Below are 24,425 nucleotides of genomic sequence, written 5' to 3' on the forward strand. Positions count from 1 at the left end.
TATTCAAATTTTCAGTGTTTGGTTAATGGAAAACCCGTGTTATAGATATATTTGTGTCTGTTAAGTAAGAACCAAAAATCTTTCATAGTCAATGACATCTATTGTTCTAACTTCTATTGTAGCCTTTACCGTCATCATTCTTTTGTTGGTGGCAATTCTTCTGGTGGCTCAGGCCAAGCTGGTTCAACAAGGCGACGTGCGGATCATTGTTAACGGGGACGAGAAGAACCCCCTTATAGCAGCAGCTGGCACAAGCCTACTGTCGACATTGTCTGGCCAAAAAATATTTCTTCCCTCAGCTTGTGGTGGAGGTGGTACTTGTGCCATGTGTAAATGTAAGGTGCTGGATGGTGGAGGCGACGTTCTTCCCACAGAAGTTGGTCACCTGAGCAGAAGCGAGCAAAAGGAGCACGTGAGGCTTGGCTGCCAGGTGAAGGTGAAGCAAGACATGAGAATAGAGATACCTGAAGAGATTTTCGGTATCAAGAAATGGGAGGCAACTGTTGTTAGAAACTACAACGTGGCTTCATTTATCAAAGAATTTGTTGTTGAGATTCCAGAGGATATGGACTACCAGGCCGGTGGTTATATTCAGATTGAGGTGCCAAAATGTACGGTTGATTTCAAAGACATGGACATTACTGCCCACCCTAAGGAGCACGATGATCCAATGAAATTTCAGAAGGAGTGGGATAAATTTGGTCTTTGGGATTTGAAAATGGTTAACCCTGAATCTGCTGAAAGAGCCTACTCTATGGCGTCTTATCCAGCTGAGGGCAGAGAAATCATGCTAAACGTGAGGATCGCTACACCTCCATGGGACAGAGCAAATAATGGCTGGATGAAAGTTAATCCGGGCTTAGCTTCTTCGTACATCTTTTCAAGAAAGCCGGGCGACAAGGTAACAATTTCAGGCCCTTATGGAGAGTTCTTCATTAATCCTTCTGACGCAGAAATGCTGTACGTAGGTGGAGGCGCTGGTATGGCACCAATGAGATCACACCTTTATCAGCTTTTCAAAACGTTGAAAACCGGCAGAACCGTCACTTTTTGGTATGGTGGCCGTTCGAAAAGAGAACTATTTTACCTTGACCACTTTTATCAGCTAGAAAAGGCTTTTTCTAACTTCAAATTCTTTGTAGTGCTTTCGGAGCCATTGCCCGAGGATAACTGGAAAGTGAAGAAAGATGTAAACGACAAAGAGGGAGACGGATTCCTGGGCTTTGTGCACCAGGCTGTAATTGACCAATATCTCAGCAAGCACGAGTCTCCTGAAGAGATAGAGCTTTACTTCTGCGGACCTCCTATGATGAACTCCGCAGTTCAGAAAATGGGAGAGGATTTTGGTATCCCGGATGAAAATATTCGATTTGATGACTTCGGAGGATAATCTCTGAATCAAGACACTGTAAAAGGGAAAAATGAAAATTTTTCCCTTTTTTTATGATTCAATCTCAAGCGAGCAAATGGACTTCAAGCTTTTTTTCGACCCGGTTTCTTCAGATGTCACCAAAGCATTGCCGAAGTCTGCATTTCTAAAGAGCATCAGGATATTCTCCAACAAGATGCCCGACCTGAAGAACACTGACATAGCAATTGTTGGGATCAAAGAGCACAGAGGCGAAAACAGTGGTGAAGGCATTGATCAATCGGCAGATGCAATTCGAAAAAAGCTTTATGGGCTGAGCAAAGGGCTTGGTAAGAATAACATCGTTGATCTCGGCAATTTGCGAAACGGGCCGACCGCCGAAGACACCGTTCTAAGACTGAAAGAGGTGGTGCAATCGCTGCTGGAAAAGGATATTCTGCCAATTATTGTCGGGGGCTCACATGATATCGACTATGGCCAGTACATGGCATATGAGGCTTTCGACAAGATGATCTCGGTGCTTGGCGTTGACAGTTCATTCGATTTAGAGGACGATAAAAAGGCCTCAGACGCTGATCGTCGACTACATAGAATCCTTGTTCATCAGCCTAACTACCTTTTTAACTATACTCACCTTGCTTTCCAAACCTACCTGGTTGACCAGCAGGCGCTGAACATTGTCGAGAAATTTTATTTTGAAGCTGTACGCCTCGGGGTCTTGAGAGAAAGTATTGACGAAATGGAACCGTCTATCCGGCAGGCTGACATGCTGAGCTTCGACATATCGGCACTGAGCTCTATTTATGCACCAGGCGGGCAACATGCACAGGTTTTCGGCCTTACTGGTGAGGAGGCTTGCCAAATTTGCTGGTATGCGGGCAACAGCGAGAAGCTCAGTTCTGCTGGCTTCTATGGCTACAACCTGCTGAAGGACGACATCCGTAGCTCAACCGCCATGGTTACAGCTACGATGATCTGGTACTTTATAGAGGGGTATTATCATAGAAAAGACGACAGACACTTTAGGGAGAAAGACTACACCAAATACGTGGTGTCGATGAACAACCAGCCCTCAACCATTACCTTTTTCAAGAGCCAGTCGTCGGAAAAGTGGTGGATGGAAGTGCCATATCCGGGAGGAAAAGCCAAGTACAGCAGAAATAGCATTGTGCCGTGTAGCTACAAAGATTATGAAACGGCTACCAAAGGTGAAATTCCGGAAAGGTGGATGACCACCCATGCAAAGCTGAATTAACTTTCTGGCACTACTATCCACATGATGATGTATACAAGTATGCCTGGAAAGGCGGCGCTGAGTAGAGACAGGACAACATAACCAAGGCGAACCATGGTAGGATCCCACCCAAAGTAGTCGGCAATTCCTGCGCAAACACCGCCCAGCATTTTATCTCTTGATCTTGTTAGTCTTTGAGTCATGTTAAATAAGGTTTATGGAATATAGGCGAACGCAATTATTTATCCAATTGATAAATGGTTGTATTATCGCTCGAAAACATAAGATCACATACTTTCAGCAATCTACTGAGGTGCTCCTTTTCATAATCAGAAATTGACGTCAGATTGGCAGATAAAATAAGGTCAAGGTTCCTGTCATAAATAATCACTTCAGGCGTAGTTTCAACGTCAAGAAAATCCGAGACCACAACCCTGACGTTGGAGCTTACTGTCTTCGGATCAATAGCAAACTCACCCATTGCATTGGGCTGAGCGTGTAAAGTGAAGAAGCCTACGAGAAGGGCTACGGCTATCCCCAGAATGATAACAATGTTTTTAAAAGCAGGCAGAGAAGCGACTTTGAATATAGCTCCCTTTATTTGAGTTTTCGACCGCATGCCAAAAGGCTTGCAATTCAAATGCCAAACAAGGTAACTGTTTGATAAACAAGTTAATAGATGGAACAAGGAAGGTCTGGGCTGTAACGAAACCGGACACTTTTAGACCGGAGATTGTTCACCTTTGTTCGGGTGGACTGTCCTTTTTCAGCCCTTACTTGTCAACAATAATCTTCTTCACCTTTTGAAATTCTGTAGAAGCATCGATCATTTTAGTCCAGTGGACCTTGGTTCCGCTCGCTTCTGACTGGTAGTAGAGCCCATCTTCTTCCTGGATCAATATGCTTATGCCAAGATCATACCTAAGGGATTCCACTTTGTCGCCAACGGCAAGGGGCTGCTGCTCCAGATCAACTAGTTCAAGCTTTTTCTCTTTCCTGGGGGATTCTTTTTTTCTTTTGAATATGCCAAACATCCTCTGGGTAATTAATACATGAGAAAAATAGAGCAAACGCCGACGAATGTGAAAAGTTTTTTTACGAAAGCGAAAATTTACGTTTTGCACCCACTTCCCAATCAAAATATTCGGAAATTAACTACTCAAATATTGTTGAAACTACTTTTAATATACCTACTCGTATGAAACCTATTTACTATAGTGTGGCTATTGCCATTGTGATGAGCGGCTGTGGGTCGCCGAAATCGCAGACTGAAGAAACTAGCAATGAAGAAGCATCGAAACCACAGGTAGTGGAGCGGCTGGATCCTGCTATTGACAAACTAATTGATAAAGACGCAAAACTCGAAATACTGGGAGAGGGCTACACCTGGGCAGAGGGGCCAGTGTGGGTGCCATCGCAGCAGATGGTGCTTTTTACTGACGTGCCTAACAATGTGGCTTACAAATGGAAGGAAGGTGAGGGTGTTAGCGTATTCCTGAAGCCTTCGGGCTACACTGCGGAAGCAGGAAAGGAAGAAAGGGAGCCTGGAGCCAACGGCCTTATTTTGGACGACCAGGGCAGGCTATTGTTGTGCCAGCACGGCGACAGAAGGGTGGCCAGGATGGATGCGCCCATAGATGCGCCTGCCTCCAAATTTGTTACGTTGGTTGATAGGTTCGAGGGCAAGCGCCTGAATAGCCCAAATGACCTTATTTTGAGCAGCTGGGGAGATATTTACTTTACGGATCCCCCGTATGGTCTTACAGGCCTGGACGCCAGCCCTATCAAAGAGATTCCATTCAACGGCGTTTACCGGCTAAAGAAAAGTGGAGAAATCGAACTTGTCACGGATAAAATGTCCAAGCCCAATGGCATAGCCTTGTCGCCTGACGAGAAGACATTGTATGTAGCCAATTCTGACCCCGAAAGGTCAATTTGGATGTCTTTTCCGGTCAATGAAGATGGCTCTGTTGGAGAAGGGAAAGTCTTCTTTGATGCTACTGAATTGACGAAAATAACACCCGGAAATCCCGATGGGATGAAGGTAGATTCTAAAGGAAACATTTTTGCCACTGGCCCGGGTGGAGTAGTTGTTCTAAGTCCTTCCGGAAAGCATCTGGGCACAATAATCACCGGAGCACCAACAGCCAATATAGCTTTTGCAGGCGACGACAAGGTGGTTTACATTACTTCCGAAAGTCGATTGCTAAGGATGAAGTTAAGGGAATAAGCTTGGATAAGTTAGTAGAGCCAAATAATGAGGTCTTTGGCGTATTTTACAAAAAGGGTGAGAATAATGCCCCAAAAAATGGCACTCACCCACATCGGCCCAATGATCTGTTCCTTTTTCACACCGAGCGTATTGAGTATCAGCGCACCACCTATCGGTGTGATGAATAGTGGGGAAAAGAAGGACACTCCGTAGACACCATATTTTTTCCAGAGGGTCACGAAAAGCCGTTTCTTTTTTGTGAATTTTTTTTCGTTGGGCTTCGGTTTGAAAAAGCGGCTGGTGAGGAACCTCACCTGCTCGCCAAAGTAGGTGACCAGGTAAACCATGGTCATCATACCCGCTACTGAAAGCCCGAAGGTGACAAAAATATTTAGCCCTGAAGAAATACCAATAGTGGGGCCGACAATGAACTTAAACATGCTAAGAACATAAACGCCCAGGTATTTCAGGAGTTCGGCTACGAAATTGATCTGCATATATACAGGGTGAAAGCAATATTAAAAAGTTGGAGTTATCACTTTCCAAATCAACACAAATCGTCAACGAATCATTCTTTGATTCCAAAAGATAAGTCGCCGGCATCGCCAAGGCCTGGCACGATATAGGCCATTTCATTTAAATGGCTGTCTTTTGCCCAGGTCCATATACTTCCCGGGTGATCGATTGATTCTTTCAGATAGCTGATACCTTCAGGAGCGCTTATCACCGACATGATATGAACGGCTTTCGGGTGGCCATATTTCAGGCATTGGTTGAAAGCCTTCACTAGCGATTTCCCGGTAGCCAGCATAGGATCAATTAATACGAGTTGTTTGTTGTCAAGGTTGGGTAAAGCAGAATAATTAAGTGTTATCATTAAATCTTTTGCAGAGCCCTCCTCCCTGTAGGCGCCGATAAAGCCAGATTCTGCCTTGTCGAAAATGTTCAGAAACCCCTGATAGAAGGGAATGCCTGCTCTTAGCACTGTCACCATTACTAAGTCATTTACAGGTACTTCTGCTTGCGAAGTCCCCAGAGGAGTAGCTACTTCACATTTTTTTGTCATCAGCGTTTTCGAAAACTCGTAGGCCATCAGCTCTCCCAGCCTCTCCAAATTGGCACGGAAACGAAGCCTGTCCGTCTGTACCGACGTGTCCCTCAATTCACATAAAAACTGGTTGGCTATTGAGGTTTGCTGATTTAAAATATGAATCTTCATGGCAATGCTTTTGAGATGTTTCAATTTCATAAATTTAACCGCCATTAAAAAGCATCCGATGACCATGGGGTTGATTCTCCAGGGTTGACATTTAAGAAAACTGGAAAATCCATGAAGCTATTGAAAGACCTCTGTGCCGTGTATGCGCCTTCAGGCGATGAAGCTCCTATGAAGGAGTTCTTGCTGTCTTATATAAACAAGCAGCAAAAGACATGGAAAGTGAGGCCTGAGATTATTCAGGGGCCGGAGTTTCAGGATTGCCTCATCCTGGCCTTTGGCAATCCCAGGACGGCAATTTTTGCGCACATGGACTCCATTGGGTTTACTGTCCGGTACGACAATCAACTGGTGCCTATTGGCGGGCCAGATGCCGATACGGGTACGTTGCTGGTAGGGGAAGACAGCCTTGGGCCAATCGAATGCAAGCTTGTGTTAAATGAAGAAGGCCGTGCCTTTTATGAATTTGGTCGAGCCATTGATAGAGGCACAGGGCTTACCTATAAGTGCAACTTTCGACAACACGACGACATGGTAACCACTTGTTATCTTGATAACCGTTTGGGCGTTTATAATGCCTTGAAAGTAGCGGAAACACTTGAACACGGAGTGATAGTCTTCAGCGCATGGGAGGAACACGGAGGTGGTTCGGTGCAATACCTCACTAAATACTTGTACGAGCGCTGGCAGATAAAACAGGCACTGGTTTCCGACATCACATGGGTAACTGACGGAGTGCATCATGGTAAAGGCGTTGCAGTGTCAATGAGAGATAAAAATATTCCACGAAAGTCGTATGTGGATCGAATCATTGCCATTGCTCAGGCTTCAGGTGTGCCTTTTCAGCTAGAAGTGGAGGGGAGCGGCTCTTCCGATGGTCGGGACGTGCAAATTTCTCCCTATCCTATCGACTGGTGTTTTGTGGGGGCTCCTGAAAGTAACGTACACTCACCGAACGAAACCGTGCACAAAGACGACATCTCTGCTATGATTAGTCTGTATGAAGTATTGATGGCTGAATTGTAGTCGAGTTGGGTTGCAAGGCAAATGATTGTGTATTTCAAACAGCTATTTGCCTTAAAAAACTAAAGAGGTATGATGATAAACAGCAAGGAATTTGAGCCATACATAGATCGCAGCCAGATTAGCAATAGACTCAACGAGCTTGCTGAGCAAATTGACACGGATTATGCCGGGAAAAGCCTTGTGATGCTTGCCGTGCTGAACGGTGCCTTCATTTTTGCCGGCGATCTTATTCGTTTGCTCAAGGTCGATGCCGAGGTTTCCTTTGTAAAGCTGAAGTCTTACAGAGGGACGGCCTCAACCGGTGAAGTGCAAACCCTGATAGGGCTCATGCATGAGTTGAAAGACAGAGAAGTGTTGATTGTAGAGGATATTATAGACACAGGGCGCACAATGAGCAAGCTTTTGGAAATGGTTTGGGAGCAGTCGCCAGCATCAGTTAAAGTCTGCACGCTACTGGTAAAACCTGATGTTTTTAAGAACAAATATCAACTTGATTACGTTGGTTTCAGCATTCCTGATAAGTTTGTTGTGGGCTACGGACTTGACTATGACGAGCTAGGCAGGCAACTGCCAGACATCTATAAAATTAAAGACTGAAGTTTGTAATTCTTTTTTTGATAAGTATTTCGGATTTTTGACCCTTTGTAAAAGAAACGAAACCTAATGTAATGCTGAATATTGTTTTGTTTGGCCCTCCGGGTGCCGGTAAAGGAACCCAGAGTGAAAAGCTAATTAGCAAATATCACCTGACGCATATATCAACTGGTGACTTATTTCGCAAGCACCTGACTGAAGGCACTGAGCTTGGAAAGCTAGCTCAGAAATACATGGATGAGGGCAAACTGGTTCCTGATGAGGTGGTGATTGGCATGGTAGATGACAAGCTGAAGTCTACCGATGGGTCGTCGGGGGTTATTTTCGATGGCTTTCCCCGCACGGTTAATCAGGCCGAGGCGCTGGACAAGCTGCTCAATGGTATGGGCGAACCTATCAAAGGAATGATAGCACTCAATGTTCCTGAAGCTGAGTTAAGGGTTAGGATCAAAGAAAGGGGCAAGACTTCTGGTAGAGCGGATGACCAGGACGAAGCCAAAATAACCACCCGGATAAAAGTTTATCAGGATGAGACGATGCCGGTAGCTAATTACTACAAGTCGCAAAGTAAATACCATCAAATAGAGGGAGTTGGTGAAATAGAAGAGATATTTCACGACATTTGCAGCGTAATAGACTCTTTCTAAGAGCAAAGAAATAAGGAGGGGGATGCTTTTCCATGGCGAAAAGCGTCCTCATTTATTATATGGCTGACAATAACTTCATTGATTACGTAAAAATTAGCTGCAAGTCGGGCAACGGCGGAGCTGGTTCAGTTCACTTTCATCAGGAAAAATTTATTGATAAAGGAGGGCCCGACGGCGGTGATGGTGGCCGGGGTGGCCACATTATTCTAAAAGGAAATTCTCAACTGTGGACTTTGTTGCACCTCAAATACCGAAAGCACATCATTGCAGAAAACGGTGTGGCTGGCGCAGGTGACAAATGCACGGGTGCTCAGGGTAAAGACATTATTCTGGATGTCCCATTGGGCACGGTTGCCCGGGATGCCGAAACAGGGAAGAAGCTGCTCGAAATTGTTGAGGATGGTCAAAAAGTCATCTTAAAAAAGGGTGGCCTCGGAGGACTGGGCAACGACCATTTTAAATCGCCCACAAATCAAGTGCCTACCTATGCCCAGCCAGGTACGCCAGGTGAGGAGGGTTGGGTAATCCTGGAGTTGAAACTTTTAGCCGATGTAGGCCTTGTGGGGTTTCCAAATGCCGGAAAGTCGACACTTCTTTCCGTTATTTCAGCAGCAAGGCCCGAAATAGCCGACTATCCTTTTACCACCCTCACGCCCAATTTGGGTGTTGTGCCCTACCGGGACTTTAAGTCGTTTGTGGTAGCCGACATACCGGGCATCATCGAAGGTGCAGCTGAGGGAAAAGGCCTCGGGGTGCGCTTTCTGCGACATATCGAGCGAAATTCTATTCTCTTGTTTATGCTCCCTGCCGATGCTTCAGATATCAAAAAAGAATACTACATCCTTCTCAACGAGCTCAAAAAGTTCAACCCGGAACTACTGGATAAGCAACGTCTCCTGGCGATCACGAAGTCGGATATGCTCGATGAGGAGCTCATGACGGAGATGAAAGCAGAGCTGCCCGACGATGTAGAAGCCATATTTATTTCAAGCGTAACCCAACAAGGCATACAGGAACTGAAGGATAAGATTTGGCAAACCATTAACAGCTAGTGTCATCTTGTCAGTCAGAAGGGGTTTGGCAAAGTAATTGACTCTTGCTGGCAGGAATTAATGTTTCTTGAAATGGCAAAAAAAAACGTGGAAGAGAACAAAGAAACTATTGAGAATAGTGTAGAAGAGCAGGTTTTGGAGAGCGAAAATGCCAATGCCTCTGAGGAGAGTACTGACAATGGGTCAGATGCTGCTGAAGACGAAATGACTGCACTGAAGAGAGAATTGGAAGAGTCGAAAGATAAATACCTGAGGCTTTATTCTGAGTTTGATAACTATAGAAGAAGAACAGCCAAAGAAAGGGTGGAACTTATAAAAACGGCTGGTGAGGACGTATTGGCCGTACTTATTCCTGTGGTAGACGACTTTGAAAGGGCAAAAAAATCAATAGATAGTGAAGAGGTTGAGGCTTCAGTAAAAGAAGGTATTGATCTTATTTACAACAAACTAATCAAGGTGCTTGACCAAAAAGGGCTGAAGGCCATGGAAGTTGACACCGGCCACGAGTTCGACCCCGAATTACACGAAGCGGTGACTCAGTTTCCTGCACCCGACGAGTCGTTGAAGGGAAAGGTGATAGATGTCGTGGAGAAGGGATACGTTTTGGGTGACAAGGTCATCAGGTTTGCAAAAGTGGTAACAGGGGCATAATTGACTATGGCGAAAAGAGACTTTTACGAAATCTTAGGAGTAGAAAAGGGCGCACCACAGGAGGAAATAAAGAAGGCCTATAGAAAAATAGCCATCAAATTTCACCCTGACAAAAACCCCAATGACCCTACGGCTGAGGAAAAATTCAAAGAGGCAGCCGAAGCTTATGAAGTCCTAAGCAATGCTGAGAAACGCCAGCGGTATGATCGTTATGGTCATCAGGGTGTTGGTGGTGCCCCGGGTGGCGGCTTCAGTGGCGGTGGCATGTCAATGGACGACATTTTTGACCAGTTCGGCGATATTTTCGGTGGTGGTGGCGGCAGCCCTTTTGAAAGCTTTTTTGGAGGCGGACGCTCCGGTCGTGGCGGTGGTCGAAAGGGGTCTAATCTTCGCATCAAGCTGAAGCTTACCCTGGTAGAAATAGCAAACGGAGTTGAAAAGAAAATAAAAGTGACAAGGCTGGTAACTGCTCCAGGCGTTACGTACGCTACCTGCTCTACCTGCGGCGGCGCTGGTCAGGTGAGGAAGGTAGTTAACACCATGCTTGGCCAAATGGTATCCAGCAGCACTTGTAGCGCTTGTGGTGGCTCTGGCCAAAGAGTTGACAAACGGCCACCCGGCGTAGATAGCTCAGGCTTGCAGCCTCAGGAAGAAGTGATCAGCATCAAAATACCGGCTGGTGTTTCTGATGGTATCCAATTGTCAATGTCGGGCAAAGGTAACGTTGCTCCTGGTGGCGGAACGCCCGGCGACTTGCTGATTGTGGTGGAAGAGATTGAAGATGATTTGCTGAAAAGAGATGGCAACAACGTCATATTTGATTTGTACCTCAACTTCGCCGACGCTGCCCTCGGTACTTCGCTGGAAGTGCCAACCATCGATGGCAACGTAAAAATAAAAATTGAGCCAGGCACCCAGAGCGGTAAACTACTCAGGCTGAGAAGCAAAGGTATTCCTGACCTGAACGGCTATGGCCGGGGTGACCAGCTGATCCACGTCAATGTTTGGACACCCAAAACACTCGACAAAGAGGAAAGGGAAATACTCGAAAGATTCAGAGAATCTGACAATTTCAGCCCTAATCCAGGCAAATCGGAAAAAGGGTTCTTCGATAAAATGAAAGAATTCTTTTAAAAGTTATATCGGAATGCAGTTTCGTCGAAAGGAACTGCATTTTTTATTATTTTCTTTCAACATTCGCAACTCTCTGTGCTGTATATCGTTGATAGGCACTATGCGGAGATTGGTTTTATTAAGTTTTAGTCTTTTAGCAAGTTTTTCGTCCTTTAGTCAGTTAAAAAAGTTTTACTCTGTGAGCAACGACTCTGCCTTTCAAAAGGTGGATTTTTGCTTGAGTGCAACTTCTGGCTCTTGCTATATCCGGCCTGTGAAAGCAGCCCAGCCAGTCAATATTTATGGCAATCCAGACTTCGAGACCATCAATCCTTCCTTCAAAACCTACATAAAGAACAGCGTCAAGCATGTCAACCTTGACCTTGAGAACTATCAATCCTCCACAATAAGTAAAAGCCTGACCTCCAGTATTTTTGGAGACAGCAAGAAAGACGACAAGAACTACTGGAAGATTCTCCTTACAGAGGACAAAGTGTATTCTCTTCAGCTAGCTTATGGCATCGGCAATGCGGATGTGGATCTTTCTGGCATTCCTGTAGAGAAACTTAAGATAAACACCGGAAGTGCTGACGTCATAGTTGATTATGCCGATGGCAAGGGAAACCTGGTAGCAATGGACACTTTTTTTGTGAAGGTTGACTTGGGTTCGCTGATAGCCAATCATATCAACCTTACCAACTCAAAAGTAATTGTGGCTGAGGTAGGATTTGGTACGGCCGTACTTGACTTTAGTGATAAAAGTCAGCAGTCGTCAAAAATAAGGGCAAGCGTAGGTGCGGGCAGATTGGAGATGATTATGCCGAAGGAAAATGTTCCGGTGATAATTTATCTGCACAACTCGCCTCTTTGCAGTGTTAAAATGCCTGCCGAGTTTACACAGATCAGAAAAAATGTGTACACCAGCTCCAGCTATCATCCCGATGCCCTGGACTTAATGGAGTTCAATGTAGACGTTGCTCTCGGCAACGTGGAGTTCGTTAGCAAGAAGTAAATAGATTTTCAGTTTATTCATTTTATCTTTTTCGAGTAGCAATTGTGCCAACTGGTTAACAAGCAATGGCGTATTTTATAAAAGCCAAATTCTTGAACATATAGCCAGGTGCATAAGGAGGGTTAGCACTTAGTTTGAATTACCCTTTTTTTTAAATAATTATGCATAGGCTATGGTGTTTTTTGTTTGCTAATTGTTGTTCTCCAAGATGATGATTCCGAGATGTTTGGTTCTGACTTTTATACTTTTTGCGCCCTATTTTTCTTCCGGGCAATCAAGCCTCGACTCACTTCTCAGTGATTGGGAATTAAGGAAAACGACCGACCCGGACACCACCACCGTTAACCTTCTAATTGACATTGCCACAGCTTATCAGTACGACAACACTGACAGTGCGCTTTACTATTCTAGTTTGGCTGAGGAGTATTCAAGAGAATTGGATTTTACACGTGGGCTCGCCAATAGCCTCACCAAGAAGGGAATTTGCTACTACATTAGAGGTGTTTACGATTTGTCGCTCGATGCTCACTCGAGTGCTCTGGTGTTGCATCGGCAGATTGGCAACGGAAAGGGGATGGCGCTAAGTCTGAATGGTATCAGTTTGGTGTATCTCGGCAAGGACGATTTGATCAGAACGATTGAGTATCAGCGGCAGTCAATTTGGTACAGTAAAAACAGCACTGACTCCTCCCTCCTGGCGAATAATTATTTTAACCTTGGCCTCGCTTTCGACGAGTTGCGACAGTTTGACAGCGCCTACCACTATCTCGATGCTTCTATCAGGGTTTGCAATGTTTACAAAAATGAAAGAATCAAGCTCATGGTAAACAATCGCCTGGCGCTTACTTTTTTTCACGAGGGTAGGTACCGGGATGCCATCGAGCAGTACAAAAAAGTGCTTAATGCGGATTATTATCAAAGCAACTGGGAGAGCACCTTTGCGCACGCCGGTATGGCCGAGGCCTATATTAGCCTTGACGAACCCGTAACAGCTATCAATCATGGACGTTACGCTCTGGACTATGCAGAGAGAGTTGGGGCAATGTGGGACATGGAAAGAGCCTACGGGGTGCTGGCAGAGGCTTATGCTGAAAGCGGTGATTTTGAAAACGCCTTCGAAACACATAAAAAATACAAGCAGTTAAGTGACTCAATTCTTAGCGAAGCGAAAGAGAAAGAAATAAACTTATTGATGGTCAAGTACCATGAAGCAGAGAATCAAAAACTGGCTCAGGAGAACAAGGTTCAGGAAAAAGAGCTTCGGGTTACCTTTCTGGCTAGTATTATTTTTGCCGTGGTGCTGGTATTCACAATTGCCGTTGCCTATCTCTTATCTAGAAATAGCAAGATAAAGAGCAGGCTCAACGTAAAACTCACGGAGCAAAATGAGGACATTGCCAGGAAAAAGGAGCAGATAGAAAAGCAAAATGAAAGGCTTGAAGCATTGAATAGTACTAATTCACTGATACTTTCTATTATAAGCCATGACATGCGAAGTCCGATAGCTTCGATGCAGTCAACGATAGAATTGATGAAGGGAAAGTTCGGAACAGCATTCAAGGACTACGCATTATTTGACGAGCTCGGTAAACGAGTTGATAATGTAGCTGACATGCTCAATAACCTGCTCACTTGGGCAGGAGCGCAGTTTTCTGGCATTCAAACAACTATTGAGGAAGTTAATGCCACTGCTGTTGTGCAGGATTTAGTGGCTGTTTATGGTTTTCAGGCCGGGGAGAAAAATATAAGCCTGGTTCACCAACCACAAGCCAATATTTTCTTGCGGGCGGATGTTTCCCAACTGAAAATCATTGTGCAAAACTTACTGAGCAACGCTATCAAATTCACAAGAGAAGGTGGTGAAGTGAGGATTCATTATTCGCAAAACAGCTCAATGACTTCGATACATATAGCGGACAATGGTGTTGGCATGACCGAAGAAAAGCTGAGAGCTATCCAAAATAAAGTAAGCAAAAGGCTGACCGAGCCCGGAACCAGCAATGAGCCGGGTACCGGGCTGGGTATTTTACTGGTCAAGCAATTCATTGCGAGCAACGAAGGCTCTATGGAAATCAAAAGTGAAGCAGGCAAAGGAACGGAGTTCATCATAAGCTTCAAGAAAGTATAGTATTTTACTTTCTTTGCCCGCACTCAATTTCGGTTGTCTAAAGATTTGGCGTCTATGTCCCCCGCTGTCCTCACTTGGTCGAAATCACATATCGGCCATAGCAATTGATTCGTTGTAATAGTGATCTTTGTATCATCACTCTCTTCCATTACTCACAACATTATTAATTATTTATTGTTGCAATCCTTCAAAATGACGAAAGGATTATGAGTTGTTTGCTATGGAAAAAATAAAAGTTTTGCTGAGGGGAGCTTACCTCCCCATGAAGTCGCTTCTGGCGTTTGTTTTTATTGCCTTGGCGTTGGTGTCGGTCAACGATTTTCTCGTTTCTGCATATATACTAACGCACACACAAGCTTCACTTCTGCTATTGACAGGGGCAATGATCGCTATTTATGGGTACGTGCACATCACTAAAGCGTCATATACCAAACACCAGCGTGATAGCTATGCTTGGAATATAATGAACAACAGCCCTGAGATGGTTTGGGCAGTTAATACAGAGTACAAATTACTTTTCTTCAATGAGGCATTTCGATCTTCCATAAAGCTTTTTTCCGGGCACGATTGTCGCCTTGGAGATGATGTGCTGGCCATAGACATGGCAGAAGATAACAGTAAATGGAAGGAGCTGTATAATAAAGCACTAAGAGGGATTACTTTTACTTTCCAGGATACGATATCAGTGGCTATTGGCATTGCTAGCTACGAAAATTCATTTCAACCTTTAAAAAGTCCAAAGAGTGGTAGAATTGAAGGAGTAACTTGTGTAAGCCGGGATATAACCTGGAAAGTAGTTCAGGAAAAGAAGCTCCGGGAAAGCAACGAAAAATTACGGATGGTGGTGGATGGAGCCAAACTGGGTATCTGGGATCTTGATGTAAAGACCTGGAAGGCTCAATACAACGATCAGTTAAAAGGAATGCTAGGTTACCCTCCAAAAGAATCCGATGGATCTCAAGTCGCCTGGCAGAATTTGTTCCATCCAGATGATCGGGATGAAGCGCTGGATTTGATGAAAAAACACATCAAAGGCGAAATTGAAATGATTGATATGGAATACCGGATGCAACATAAGGATGGCCGTTGGATATGGATACACAATAGGGGCAAGGTGATGGAACGGGATAGTGATGGCAGAGCCGTTAGAGCCCTGGGCACTCACACTGATATTACTCACCGAAAACTGGTCGAATCTGAGCTTCAAAAGCTCTCTTTGGTGGCTAGTAAAACACATAACGGGGTAGTTATAACGGATGCCAATGCGAGGGTGGCATGGGTGAATGAAGCATATGAAAAGATGACGGGATTTACCCTTGCTGAAATAGCAGGTAAATCCCCTGCGGATGCTGTTAGTGGGCCCGATACGGATAGTGCGGTTGCGGAGAGGATTGAGGAGAAACTTGCTGGCAGGCAAATCATTAGAGAAGAGGTTGTCTACTACAAAAAGAATGGTGAAAAAATTTGGGTGGCGCTTGAAATCACTCCGATTTTTGACGCTATGGGTAATCTTGAGCGATTTATTTCAATCGAAACAGATATTACCGAACGGAAGAAGCACGACAATCAGCGTGTGATATTGGAGGCAGCTGTTAAAAACATTGCTGAAGCGGTGTTGATTATTAACAAGCCTTGCGAAAAAAATGATGCAATGTACAAGGTTGTCTACTCCAATGACGCATTCTCTAAAATGACTGGATTTAGTCCGGAAGAGGTGGAGCAGAGGAATCCTATCAGTTTGCTAAGGGGCCCAAAGTCCGATAGCGGGAAATTGGCAAAAGTGTTTGATGCTATTACCAGCGAAAGCTATATCCAGGAGGATTTGGTTTCCTACAAAAAGAATGGAGAGTCATTTTGGATCAATTTGGCGGTGTCGCCGGTCGGGGATTTGAGCAATAACAACCAACATTATTTCGTCGCTATAGTAAAAGATATAAGTGAAAGAAAACAGGCTCAGAATGAGGCGCAGGGCCTAACCAGCGAGCTCATTAGCCGCAACAAGGAGTTGCAGGAGTTTACTCAAATTGTTTCTCACAATCTGAGAGCTCCGGTTGTCAACATTCTCGGACTGACCCAAATATTTGATAAGTCGCAGGCTTTCAACCAATACAACCTGAAGATACTAAAGCATCTTACTGAATCTGCACAACAACTGGATACAATCCTCATCGATCTGAACGATATTCTTCAGGTAAAAGAGTCCTCTACTCAGGTGAAGCAAAAGTTTATCTTAAAAGACCTGATTCAGCAGGTACTTTCGTCTTTCATACTTCAAATTGAGGAGTCTGGGGCAAAGATCAGTGTGCAAGCCGATGAATCTATTCAGTTAGAAGTGATCAGAGGATATGCTCACTCAATTGTTCACAATCTTACGACGAATGCACTAAAGTACAGGCATCCCAGACGGCCTCTCGAACTCGAGGTCACCTCATATACGACTGAAACTGACTTGGTTTTGTGGGTGAAGGACAATGGTTTGGGCATGAATACGAAACAAATTGAGGGTAAACTATTCAAGCTTTATAAGCGCTTTCACAACCATGTTGAAGGAAAAGGGATGGGATTATTCCTGGTAAAAACGCAAGTGGAGAGAATGGGGGGCACGATCAAGGTGTTTAGCACGCTTGGCAAGGGTACAGCCTTCAGGGTGGCTATTCCAAGGGAGAACTGCCTGGTGGAACAGGAGGAAATGCAATATGCCTTAGAGGTAAAATGAGTGGAGTCAAAGCCTCGCACTGTGTAAAATCTCTCTTTCCATTATTAAATAAAGGTTGCATCTTGGCGACTTATCAAGAATAGTCAAGTCTGCCTTGAAGCTAAAGCTCAACATATGGCTCACCCTTTGCCTCTTTGTCTTCAGCACCATTTTTATTCTGGTGGTGTTCAATATTACCTATTCGAGCCTTGAAGAGGAGCTTGTTTTAAGAGCAAAAGACAAACTAAACGCCGTTAATATTCTTAAAAGGCGGCTCATAGAGCTTCACCTGCGAGACAAGAAGCAAGAGGCGGATCACATTTTATCCAACGCCGACCTTCATGGCGTAAATGAGGCCGACCTGGTGGAAAACCTACAGTCGATATCCGAAATAAAACGGATTGAGCTTTTGCACGAATTTGACACCAATCAGGTTCGGTTTGTAGCCAGCCTCGACGTAGACTCCACCTATTACAATTTTCTTTTCACGAGTGAGAAAAGGCAAGTCCGCCTGGTTTTTGGCTTGCAGGACATCCAGGATATTCTGCTGGAGCGTACCGGGCTTGGTGTAACCGGCGAGTCGTACGTAGTTAATGAGCGACACCGCCTCATGTCGGCCTCTCTCTTCCACCCTCAGGAATACCCTACTAACATATCGAGCCCCAGCCACGGTGTGCTGTCGGCCATTGGCGGCAAAGAAGACGTCACAATCTACACAGACTACCGGGATGTGGGCGTGATGGGAGCTTTTCGGCCCGTTGATTTTTATGGGATAAAAATGGCCCTCTTAACAGAAATTGACCTCGACGAGCTCATGAGGCCTATCTATTCGATTAGAGAGAAGATGGTCATAGTTGTCGGGATTTTGATGGCGGTGTCGTTAGCCATTTCTGTTTTTCTCGGTAAAATTCTGTCGAACCCCATTGTGCAACTTCGAAGAGTGGCTGACCAACTGTCGCTGGGAACCTTACCTTCCGACATCAGACCATCTGGCCCTGTGCTTGAAATGCAGCAGATCACACAGTCGATGGACAAGCTTATTCATTCTCTGAAGCAGATTGCATCATTTGCCTCCGATATTGGTGAAGGCAAGATGGAGTCGACCTATGTAATGCTGAGCAGCCACGATGAGTTGGGGAACGCCATTCTTCAAATGCGGGATCAGCTGGTTACATTGAACAACGAAAAGAATGCGTTGGAGCTCAACTCCAAAAGGATACTGATCGAAGCCCAGGAAAAAGATCGGGAGAGGATTTCCAGAGATTTGCACGATGGGCTCGGGGCGTTGCTTACTACTTTGAAGCTAAGAATGGAGAAGAGCGGTGTTATGGATGAAAGTGCTGACATAAGAGACTTGATAGAAAGAACTATTTCGGAGACCCGAAGCCTGGCAAGGAACCTGATGCCGGCTGTGCTTCGGGATTTTGGACTAAGCGAGGCTCTTGAACAGCTTATTTCAGACATTGAAGACAGTACTCAGATCAAAGTTTTATTTTTTAATGAGCTGGAGAACTCCAACTATAAACTTGAGAAGGATAAGCAAGTATATATTTACAGGGTGGTGCAGGAGGCCATCAACAATGCCATCAAGCATGCCCAGTGTGACGAAATTCAACTTTCAATCACTGTTTTCGATGATCATCTGGCATTGTATATTAAGGACAATGGCATAGGCTTTGAAGTTGGGCAGAAAGATGGATTCACCGGCCTGGGGCTCAGAAATATTGAGGAGAGGGTAAGATTAATGGGCGGTGTTTTTTATATAGAATCAGAAGAAACAGGAACAGGCATAGAGATAGAAATTCCGATATCATGAGTACTATTAGAATTATTATTGCCGATGATCACCAGCTATTTCGGAATGGCCTCAGGGCTTTGCTGCTGGCGCAAGAGAGCGTTGAAATTGTTGGTGAGGCCGAAACTGGCGAGGCACTCCTGAACCAGCTGGCAACCACCAGGGCGGACATCATTCTGCTGGATATTTCTTTACCGGACAAATCGGGGCTCGATATTCTGCCTTTGGTGAGGGAAAAATATCCTGACACAAAATGCATCATGCTAACTATGCATGAGGAACTCCAGTACGTAAAGGAGAGCCTCAAAAAAGGAGCGTCGGGATACTTGCTCAAAGACACTAGTGAAAACGAATTGCGGGAAGCTATACGTGGGGTATACCTCGGAAAGCGGCACTTTAAAAATAAGATATCGGAGCTTTTGCTGGAGGATATGTCGGGGCCGGGAAGCCCCTCACCTATTCTTTCAGAAAGGGAAATTGAGATTGTAAAAATGGTGGCCGAGGGAAAGATCACCAAAGAAATTGCAGACAAATTATTTATCAGTGTTCGAACTGTAGAAACGCACCGGTCACGTATCATGAAAAAGCTGGGTGCCGCCAACGCTTCTGAGATGATAAATGCGGCTTACCGGCGCAAGCTCATTTAGCGTTACGTATTTTCCACATATCATTACGTATTTTCCACATATCCAATTACCCATTTTTTGCGAAGGCCGGGGGTGCCGTTGTTGCGTTTATTTGTATGAACATTAAACGCACCCTAATTATGTTAAAGGCAGCAGCAACAACCCTTATTCTTGGCCTGGCTATTTGTTTCAGTGCCAATGCACAAAGCAAGTCTTTGAAAGGACCGGCGTACAAAAATGCCAGCCCGACTGAAAAGTATAAAGGCAGCAGCACATTGCTGGTAAGAGGAGAAACTCCTACACCCAAGGGGCCAGAGGCGAAAAACCAAAAGCACTGGGATATTGACAAGTCAGAGTTTGAAGTGGTTAGGCTTGATGAATTAAAAGGAAAAAACACAAAGGGACTCAAAGGCCCAGCGTACAAAAACTATAAGCCTGAAGTGAATAACTAATGCAGGAACATTGGTTGGTAGGTTGATTAGACCGGCAGAAGGCCGGTCTTTTTTTACCTCTTCAGTAAGCTTCTAGGGAAATAAAGGCAGTCGCTACGGTTGCCCGGGCAGCCTTTGACGAAAAGGTGGATAGGTTCTTCGGTTGGTGGAGGTTGCCCAATTTCCCGTCCATTTTTTACTCTTCTCTTAATGTATCTGCCGGATTGTTGCCAGTAGTTTTGATAGTTTGCAGGGCCACTGTGGCCATAAGCAACAGGCAGATGCCCGCCAAAGTAATCAAATAACTCATCACAGATATATCAATCCTATAGGCGAAGTTCTCCAGCCATTTACTTACCCAGAAATAGCTCAATGGAATGGCCAGCGCTGCGCCAGCAAGCATCACCAGCAGGTATTCTTTGCCAATTAGTCGGATAAGCGAGGTGAAATTGGCTCCCATCACCTTCCTGATGGCCAACTCTTTTACTCTTGTTTTCAGCGAGTAAGCAATTAACCCAAACAACCCAATAAAGGCGATAGTAATAGCCAGCCCGCTTAACAGATAGAGTAATTGAAGCTGTTGCCTTTCATTTTTATAGAGGTTCTCATAAAGCTCATCAAGAAACTGGTACTCGAAAGGGTACTTTGGAAAAAGCTCATTCCAGGCGCCTTCTATCACGGACATCGTTGAAGCTACATCATTGGTTTCAAGTTTTACCAAAAACGTGCGCAGCCATAAAGGTTCAAAAACCATGATGATAGGATCCACTTTGTTCTTCAGGGTTTCCTGATGAAAGTCCCTCACTACCCCTACAACGGGCCCCTTCGCAAGCTTATAGGTGCCCTGGTTCCAGTCCACATTTTTGCCAATAGCCTCTTCGGGACTTTGCCAACCAATAGCGTGCATGGCAGTTTCGTTGAGGAGGTAGGCCCTTCTTTTGCTGAGCAGGTATTCTTCAACATCGTTGTTGGCGCCGGTTAGCTGAGGAAGTGGTTCGTAGGCAAGGCTTTTTGGCAACGGCTCGCCTGCCAGCAGCTCCATTCCCATTACGTCGATAAAATCGTGATCGATTACCTGAATATCCATCGACGGGGCATCATCGACGTTTTCTTGAATGCCTTCCGCAGTCACTGTTCCTCCATCCCGTATTTCTCTGGAAGGCACTTCAAGACATGCGCTGACTCCTTTGATGCCAGGTTGTCCCTCCAGCTTGTCTTTGAACAATTTGAATTTGTCTTTTACGGTATCAGGCACGCCAGGCAGGGCAATTACCTGATCTTTTTCCATGCCAAGGTTTTTCTCGTTCAGAAAAACGAACTGCTGACGGGCTATCATGGCGCTGGCGATAAGCAGAATGGATATGCCAAACTGCAGGCTAATGAGTACTCTTTTTATACTAAACCGTCCTGTTTTTTTATCGATCGAAAAGGCTTTGCTGGTTTTGATAATGTTCACAGGCTTGAAAGAAGAAAGCACAAAAGCCGGATAGAAACCGCCAAGTAGCCCGGTAATTACCGCTACGCCGAGCAAAACAGCAACGAGCGCCAAAGGGGATAAAAGGTTTTCGGTGCCTGTTAGTTCGCTGAAAACAGGTAAAACCAAAAAGGCCAGGATCAAACCAAGCCCTGCTGCCGCCATGCTGAATAGCACAGATTCGGTCAATGAGTAAAAAACTATCTGCTGACTTTCGGCGCCAAGTATCTTTCGGACGCCAATTTCCTTTGACCGGGCAATGGACATGGCACTGGTCAGGTTCATGAAATTGATCACAGCCAACGCCAATATAAGTATGGCGACCAGCAAGAATATTTTAACATAGGAAATAGAACCGTTGGGCTTTATTTCCCGGGCCAGATTTGAATGGAGGTGGATGTCGCTCAAAGGCTGAAAGACAAACTCTGTGCCCTGGAGCGCCTGGTCTCCGTTTATCTTTATAGCCATTGCTTCCAGCTTTTCCTGAACAGACACCATGTTGGTACCCTCCTGAAACAATACGTAGGTATAGGCCCACCATGACCTTTCGGCTTCGTTCCGAAAGGAAATCAACATATCAACGGGGAGGTGGGTATTGGACGCCAGGTTTTTCATCACGCCCGTAATCTTATAGACGGTTTCGTCAGTAGACCAATAGCCAGTGATGAATATTTCTTTGCCCATCGGGTCTTCATTTCCAAAATACTTTTCGGCAACGGCTTCTGATATCACAATGGAAAGCGGCTCAGCCAGGGCCGTTTTCGTGTCACCTTTTGCAAGAGGAAAGTTGAACACCTCAAAGACATCTTTGTCTGTAACAAAGGCATTGTCCTGCCTGAATTTTTCTTCTCCAATTCGCACAAATTTAGGCTCGTGGTTCTGAAAGCGGATGAGCTTCTCTGCTTCAGGAATTTCTTCGGGAATTCCGTTGATCCAGTCGGTATCTACTCTGGCGAAGTGGGTGTCGTAGCCGCTGGGTGATGTGTAGTGGACGGTAAGCCTGTAGATCTGATCCGACTTTGTGTGGAAGTTTTCAAAACCTGTTTCAAAATGCAGGTAGATCGCAATTAGGATAAAGGCGGCAAAGCCAATCGCCAAACCGCCGATATTAAGCAGGGCGTAGGCTCTTTGTTTGGAGAAGTTTCGGCGGATGACCTTCAGGTAGTTGGTTAGCATGGCATAGGTATTTGTTGAACGATAGGTGGCCGAACGTTTAAATGCATAGCTTCGAAAACACCTGATCACGTTCCACCAATAGATCAGCTTGACCAGCCCGGGCGCTTTGCCAGCATGCAGCATGGCATAAAAGCTTTCCTCCAGGTCGCCCTCCAGCTCCTCCAGCCTGTCTTTGCGGCAGTACCAGCGGAAAAACTTTAGAGCTAGTGGTGGCGGGAAATTTTTTTCGTGACTCATGGCCTGGGAAACTATTGTATGGAAATGGCTGGAATTTGACTGCGCAGTTGCTCCCGGAGTGAAGCAATTTCTTCCAGAGCCTTTCGTGCGTATGGTGTGAGATAAAACAGTCTCTTGCGCTTGCCTCCTCTAAAGTCACCTGCCTCGCCTAGTTTCGATTCCAGGAAGCCCTTCTCCTCCAGTCGGTACAATACCGTGTGGATGGCGCTGATATTGATGCTCTTGCCGGTTTGTTTTTTATACTCTTCTACAATGGCAACGGAGTAGGCGCCATTGTACAACACGCCAACAAGCAACAGCACGATTTCTTCAAAATTGCCCAACTTTAGATTTTCCATATTTTATTCAGTATTGTAAGTAATATACTGAATCGACGATGATATGTTTCACTTTTGTAAGGAAAAAGTGAAAAAACCAATTTGCCGCCATTTGATTTTGAGTTTACAGCTCAAGTGTGCATGCTCACTGTTTGCCGGTTTGAGTAGTTGCGAATTCTGCTGACAGATGCTTACCTTTACTTACACATCAATCAATAACTATGGATAGATTTAATCCCTGGCACCACGTAAGTCTTGGCGAAAAGGCACCCGAAATCATTAATGGGATCATTGAGATACCAAAAAACAGCCGAGCCAAATACGAGCTGGACAAGGACAGCGGTTTACTGATGCTCGACAGGGTGCTTTATTCTTCAGTTTACTATCCAGCGAACTACGGGTTTATCCCTCAAACCTATTGTGATGACAAGGATCCATTGGATATCCTGGTGTTGTCGCAAATCGAAGTGGTTCCTCTTTGCATAGTGCCTGCCAAAGTAATTGGTGTGATGCGCATGCTCGACCAGGGCGAGGCGGATGATAAAATCATTGCCGTTGCTCAGCACGATATGAGCTGGAACCATTACAATGACATCAGTGAGTTGCCCGATCACTTCAAAAATGAAATCCAGAATTTTTTCGAAGACTACAAAAAGTTGGAACACAAAACTGTAGTGGTGCACGACTTTATGGATAAAAAAGTGGCAATAGAAATCGTTGAAAAAGCAATCCAGGACTACAAAATTAAGTTCAGGAAAGCTTGAAGAAGCTACTGCAAGCACTTCATTTTGTTAATTCGCTTTCGTGCTAATCTCCATAGACAATACCTATAGTCAGATCGACAATAACAATCAGTTTGAGTGATCTATTGCGTGGTTTTGAATGTTATCTAACTGTAAAAGGATAACAATTTAAACCAACAGTATCATGAATTACATAGGAATAGATGAAGATGTTGCTGCGAGTGAAGTAAAGGCTTTGAACAGTTTGCTTGCCAGCTATCAGGTGTTTTACCAAAACCTGCGGGGCTTTCACTGGAACATCAAAGGAGAGAAGTTCTTTGGGCTGCATGAAAAATTTGAAGAATACTACACAGCGGCCGCAGAAGACGTAGACGCAATTGCTGAAAGAATTCTCACAATTGGCGGTGTGCCTTTGCACTCTATCAGTCAGTATCTGAAGGAGAGCAAAATCAGAGAGGTGACTGAAGTAAGCGAGGCAAGAACTGCTGTTGAGAGCATTCTTGAGCAGTATATCGAGCTTGTGAATTTGGAAAGGCCTATTCTGGATCAGAGTGCCGAAGCGAATGATGAAGGCACTAACTCTCTCATATCCGACTTGCTGGCCAAACAGGAAAAGACCATCTGGATGCTTAGTAGTTGGTTGAAGTAAAAACTCTGGAGTATGTGTTAAACAAAAA

General features: G+C 44.9%; 24 protein-coding genes. 17 read left to right on the forward strand and 7 right to left on the reverse strand.

Annotated elements, in window-relative coordinates; all coding sequences use genetic code 11:
• The first annotated feature begins 91 nt into the window (after positions 1-91).
• Positions 92-1,390: an NADH:ubiquinone reductase (Na(+)-transporting) subunit F gene (nqrF, locus tag RIF36_RS08770; protein ID WP_350118082.1), complete on the forward strand. Its 1,299-nt coding sequence runs from the start codon at positions 92-94 to the stop codon at positions 1,388-1,390.
• Positions 1,391-1,421: 31 nt separating this feature from the next.
• Positions 1,422-2,624, forward strand: a complete 1,203-nt coding sequence (locus tag RIF36_RS08775; protein ID WP_350124276.1) for a formimidoylglutamase — start codon at positions 1,422-1,424, stop codon at positions 2,622-2,624.
• Here RIF36_RS08775 and RIF36_RS08780 read toward each other — a convergent pair.
• From RIF36_RS08780 to RIF36_RS08790, 3 genes are all read right to left on the reverse strand, one after another.
• Complete coding sequence (locus tag RIF36_RS08780) at positions 2,621-2,806, reverse strand: PspC domain-containing protein (protein ID WP_151996282.1); 186 nt, start codon at positions 2,804-2,806, stop codon at positions 2,621-2,623. The two genes, RIF36_RS08775 and RIF36_RS08780, sit on opposite strands and share 4 nt — an antisense overlap.
• A 35-nt stretch (positions 2,807-2,841) precedes the next feature.
• Positions 2,842-3,222, reverse strand: a complete 381-nt coding sequence (locus RIF36_RS08785; RefSeq protein WP_350124272.1) for a hypothetical protein — start codon at positions 3,220-3,222, stop codon at positions 2,842-2,844.
• Positions 3,223-3,376: 154 nt separating this feature from the next.
• A complete protein-coding gene (locus tag RIF36_RS08790) occupies positions 3,377-3,637 on the reverse strand; it encodes a hypothetical protein (protein ID WP_350073434.1) in 261 nt (86 codons plus the stop codon).
• Positions 3,638-3,801: 164 nt separating this feature from the next.
• Here RIF36_RS08790 and RIF36_RS08795 point away from each other — a divergent pair, with 164 nt between their 5' ends.
• Positions 3,802-4,833, forward strand: a complete 1,032-nt coding sequence (locus RIF36_RS08795; RefSeq protein ID WP_350124269.1) for an SMP-30/gluconolactonase/LRE family protein — start codon at positions 3,802-3,804, stop codon at positions 4,831-4,833.
• A gap of 11 nt (positions 4,834-4,844) precedes the next feature.
• Here RIF36_RS08795 and RIF36_RS08800 read toward each other — a convergent pair whose 3' ends face one another.
• Both RIF36_RS08800 and upp read right to left on the reverse strand, forming a co-directional pair.
• Positions 4,845-5,312, reverse strand: a complete 468-nt coding sequence (locus RIF36_RS08800; protein ID WP_350073438.1) for a hypothetical protein — start codon at positions 5,310-5,312, stop codon at positions 4,845-4,847.
• 71 nt (positions 5,313-5,383) lie between these two features.
• Positions 5,384-6,064, reverse strand: a complete 681-nt coding sequence (gene upp, locus RIF36_RS08805; RefSeq protein WP_350073440.1) for a uracil phosphoribosyltransferase — start codon at positions 6,062-6,064, stop codon at positions 5,384-5,386.
• Between the two features lie 81 nt (positions 6,065-6,145).
• Between upp and RIF36_RS08810 the strand changes: the two genes are divergently transcribed.
• From RIF36_RS08810 to RIF36_RS08865, 12 genes are all read left to right on the forward strand, one after another.
• Positions 6,146-7,057: a M20/M25/M40 family metallo-hydrolase gene (locus RIF36_RS08810; RefSeq protein ID WP_350124263.1), complete on the forward strand. Its 912-nt coding sequence runs from the start codon at positions 6,146-6,148 to the stop codon at positions 7,055-7,057.
• A gap of 69 nt (positions 7,058-7,126) precedes the next feature.
• Positions 7,127-7,654 carry a hypoxanthine phosphoribosyltransferase gene (gene hpt / locus RIF36_RS08815; RefSeq protein WP_350073444.1) on the forward strand — a complete coding sequence of 176 codons (528 nt, stop codon included), beginning with the start codon at positions 7,127-7,129 and terminating at the stop codon, positions 7,652-7,654.
• A 71-nt stretch (positions 7,655-7,725) separates the two neighbouring features.
• Positions 7,726-8,298 (forward strand): adenylate kinase, encoded by a 573-nt coding sequence (locus RIF36_RS08820; protein ID WP_350085416.1) that lies wholly within the window; start codon positions 7,726-7,728, stop codon positions 8,296-8,298.
• 59 nt (positions 8,299-8,357) lie between these two features.
• Entirely contained in the window at positions 8,358-9,350 is a 993-nt protein-coding gene (gene obgE, locus RIF36_RS08825) for a GTPase ObgE (RefSeq protein ID WP_317492395.1), read from the forward strand.
• Positions 9,351-9,422: 72 nt separating this feature from the next.
• Complete coding sequence (locus tag RIF36_RS08830; RefSeq protein WP_151996289.1) at positions 9,423-10,001, forward strand: nucleotide exchange factor GrpE; 579 nt, start codon at positions 9,423-9,425, stop codon at positions 9,999-10,001.
• Positions 10,002-10,007: 6 nt separating this feature from the next.
• The gene (dnaJ, locus tag RIF36_RS08835) at positions 10,008-11,135 is read left to right on the forward strand and encodes a molecular chaperone DnaJ (RefSeq protein ID WP_350073448.1); all 1,128 of its coding nucleotides are present in this window, start codon (positions 10,008-10,010) and stop codon (positions 11,133-11,135) included.
• 178 nt (positions 11,136-11,313) lie between these two features.
• Entirely contained in the window at positions 11,314-12,126 is an 813-nt protein-coding gene (locus RIF36_RS08840) for a toast rack family protein (RefSeq protein ID WP_350073451.1), read from the forward strand.
• A gap of 208 nt (positions 12,127-12,334) precedes the next feature.
• Positions 12,335-14,254 (forward strand): sensor histidine kinase, encoded by a 1,920-nt coding sequence (locus RIF36_RS08845; protein ID WP_350124260.1) that lies wholly within the window; start codon positions 12,335-12,337, stop codon positions 14,252-14,254.
• 220 nt (positions 14,255-14,474) lie between these two features.
• Positions 14,475-16,970 carry a PAS domain-containing sensor histidine kinase gene (locus RIF36_RS08850; protein WP_350124257.1) on the forward strand — a complete coding sequence of 832 codons (2,496 nt, stop codon included), beginning with the start codon at positions 14,475-14,477 and terminating at the stop codon, positions 16,968-16,970.
• A 94-nt stretch (positions 16,971-17,064) separates the two neighbouring features.
• Complete coding sequence (locus RIF36_RS08855) at positions 17,065-18,765, forward strand: sensor histidine kinase (protein ID WP_350124254.1); 1,701 nt, start codon at positions 17,065-17,067, stop codon at positions 18,763-18,765.
• Complete coding sequence (locus RIF36_RS08860; RefSeq protein WP_350124251.1) at positions 18,762-19,391, forward strand: response regulator; 630 nt, start codon at positions 18,762-18,764, stop codon at positions 19,389-19,391. The genes RIF36_RS08855 and RIF36_RS08860 overlap by 4 nt, the downstream gene beginning before the upstream one ends.
• A gap of 119 nt (positions 19,392-19,510) precedes the next feature.
• Positions 19,511-19,822, forward strand: coding sequence for a hypothetical protein (locus tag RIF36_RS08865; RefSeq protein ID WP_350073459.1), 312 nt, complete (start codon positions 19,511-19,513; stop codon positions 19,820-19,822).
• 175 nt (positions 19,823-19,997) lie between these two features.
• Here RIF36_RS08865 and RIF36_RS08870 read toward each other — a convergent pair whose 3' ends face one another.
• Together RIF36_RS08870 and RIF36_RS08875 are read right to left on the reverse strand one after the other, a co-directional pair.
• On the reverse strand, positions 19,998-22,688 hold the full coding sequence (locus RIF36_RS08870; protein WP_350124248.1) for an ABC transporter permease: 2,691 nt from the start codon (positions 22,686-22,688) through the stop codon (positions 19,998-20,000).
• A gap of 11 nt (positions 22,689-22,699) precedes the next feature.
• Entirely contained in the window at positions 22,700-23,026 is a 327-nt protein-coding gene (locus RIF36_RS08875) for a PadR family transcriptional regulator (RefSeq protein ID WP_151996298.1), read from the reverse strand.
• Positions 23,027-23,226: 200 nt separating this feature from the next.
• Here RIF36_RS08875 and RIF36_RS08880 point away from each other — a divergent pair, with 200 nt between their 5' ends.
• Both RIF36_RS08880 and RIF36_RS08885 read left to right on the forward strand, forming a co-directional pair.
• Positions 23,227-23,769, forward strand: coding sequence for an inorganic diphosphatase (locus RIF36_RS08880; RefSeq protein WP_151996299.1), 543 nt, complete (start codon positions 23,227-23,229; stop codon positions 23,767-23,769).
• A gap of 163 nt (positions 23,770-23,932) precedes the next feature.
• Positions 23,933-24,397, forward strand: a complete 465-nt coding sequence (locus RIF36_RS08885) for a Dps family protein (protein WP_350124245.1) — start codon at positions 23,933-23,935, stop codon at positions 24,395-24,397.
• The last annotated feature ends 28 nt before the right edge of the window (positions 24,398-24,425 follow it).

The organism is Imperialibacter sp. (genome assembly GCF_040222815.1).
Classification (GTDB): domain Bacteria; phylum Bacteroidota; class Bacteroidia; order Cytophagales; family Cyclobacteriaceae; genus Imperialibacter.

Coding starts and splice junctions, on each gene's coding strand:
- nqrF (WP_350118082.1), top strand. CDS start 92: ATGACATCTATTGTTCTAACTTCTATTGTAGCCTTTACCGTCATCATT.
- upp (WP_350073440.1), bottom strand. CDS start 6,064: ATGAAATTGAAACATCTCAAAAGCATTGCCATGAAGATTCATATTTTA.
- RIF36_RS08775 (WP_350124276.1), top strand. CDS start 1,422: ATGAAAATTTTTCCCTTTTTTTATGATTCAATCTCAAGCGAGCAAATG.
- dnaJ (WP_350073448.1), top strand. CDS start 10,008: ATGGCGAAAAGAGACTTTTACGAAATCTTAGGAGTAGAAAAGGGCGCA.
- RIF36_RS08850 (WP_350124257.1), top strand. CDS start 14,475: ATGGAAAAAATAAAAGTTTTGCTGAGGGGAGCTTACCTCCCCATGAAG.
- RIF36_RS08870 (WP_350124248.1), bottom strand. CDS start 22,688: ATGAGTCACGAAAAAAATTTCCCGCCACCACTAGCTCTAAAGTTTTTC.
- RIF36_RS08830 (WP_151996289.1), top strand. CDS start 9,423: ATGGCAAAAAAAAACGTGGAAGAGAACAAAGAAACTATTGAGAATAGT.
- RIF36_RS08865 (WP_350073459.1), top strand. CDS start 19,511: ATGTTAAAGGCAGCAGCAACAACCCTTATTCTTGGCCTGGCTATTTGT.
- obgE (WP_317492395.1), top strand. CDS start 8,358: ATGGCTGACAATAACTTCATTGATTACGTAAAAATTAGCTGCAAGTCG.
- RIF36_RS08875 (WP_151996298.1), bottom strand. CDS start 23,026: ATGGAAAATCTAAAGTTGGGCAATTTTGAAGAAATCGTGCTGTTGCTT.
- RIF36_RS08790 (WP_350073434.1), bottom strand. CDS start 3,637: ATGTTTGGCATATTCAAAAGAAAAAAAGAATCCCCCAGGAAAGAGAAA.
- RIF36_RS08780 (WP_151996282.1), bottom strand. CDS start 2,806: ATGACTCAAAGACTAACAAGATCAAGAGATAAAATGCTGGGCGGTGTT.
- RIF36_RS08845 (WP_350124260.1), top strand. CDS start 12,335: ATGATGATTCCGAGATGTTTGGTTCTGACTTTTATACTTTTTGCGCCC.
- RIF36_RS08880 (WP_151996299.1), top strand. CDS start 23,227: ATGGATAGATTTAATCCCTGGCACCACGTAAGTCTTGGCGAAAAGGCA.
- RIF36_RS08820 (WP_350085416.1), top strand. CDS start 7,726: ATGCTGAATATTGTTTTGTTTGGCCCTCCGGGTGCCGGTAAAGGAACC.
- RIF36_RS08800 (WP_350073438.1), bottom strand. CDS start 5,312: ATGCAGATCAATTTCGTAGCCGAACTCCTGAAATACCTGGGCGTTTAT.
- hpt (WP_350073444.1), top strand. CDS start 7,127: ATGATGATAAACAGCAAGGAATTTGAGCCATACATAGATCGCAGCCAG.
- RIF36_RS08810 (WP_350124263.1), top strand. CDS start 6,146: ATGAAGCTATTGAAAGACCTCTGTGCCGTGTATGCGCCTTCAGGCGAT.
- RIF36_RS08885 (WP_350124245.1), top strand. CDS start 23,933: ATGAATTACATAGGAATAGATGAAGATGTTGCTGCGAGTGAAGTAAAG.
- RIF36_RS08795 (WP_350124269.1), top strand. CDS start 3,802: ATGAAACCTATTTACTATAGTGTGGCTATTGCCATTGTGATGAGCGGC.
- RIF36_RS08785 (WP_350124272.1), bottom strand. CDS start 3,222: ATGCGGTCGAAAACTCAAATAAAGGGAGCTATATTCAAAGTCGCTTCT.
- RIF36_RS08860 (WP_350124251.1), top strand. CDS start 18,762: ATGAGTACTATTAGAATTATTATTGCCGATGATCACCAGCTATTTCGG.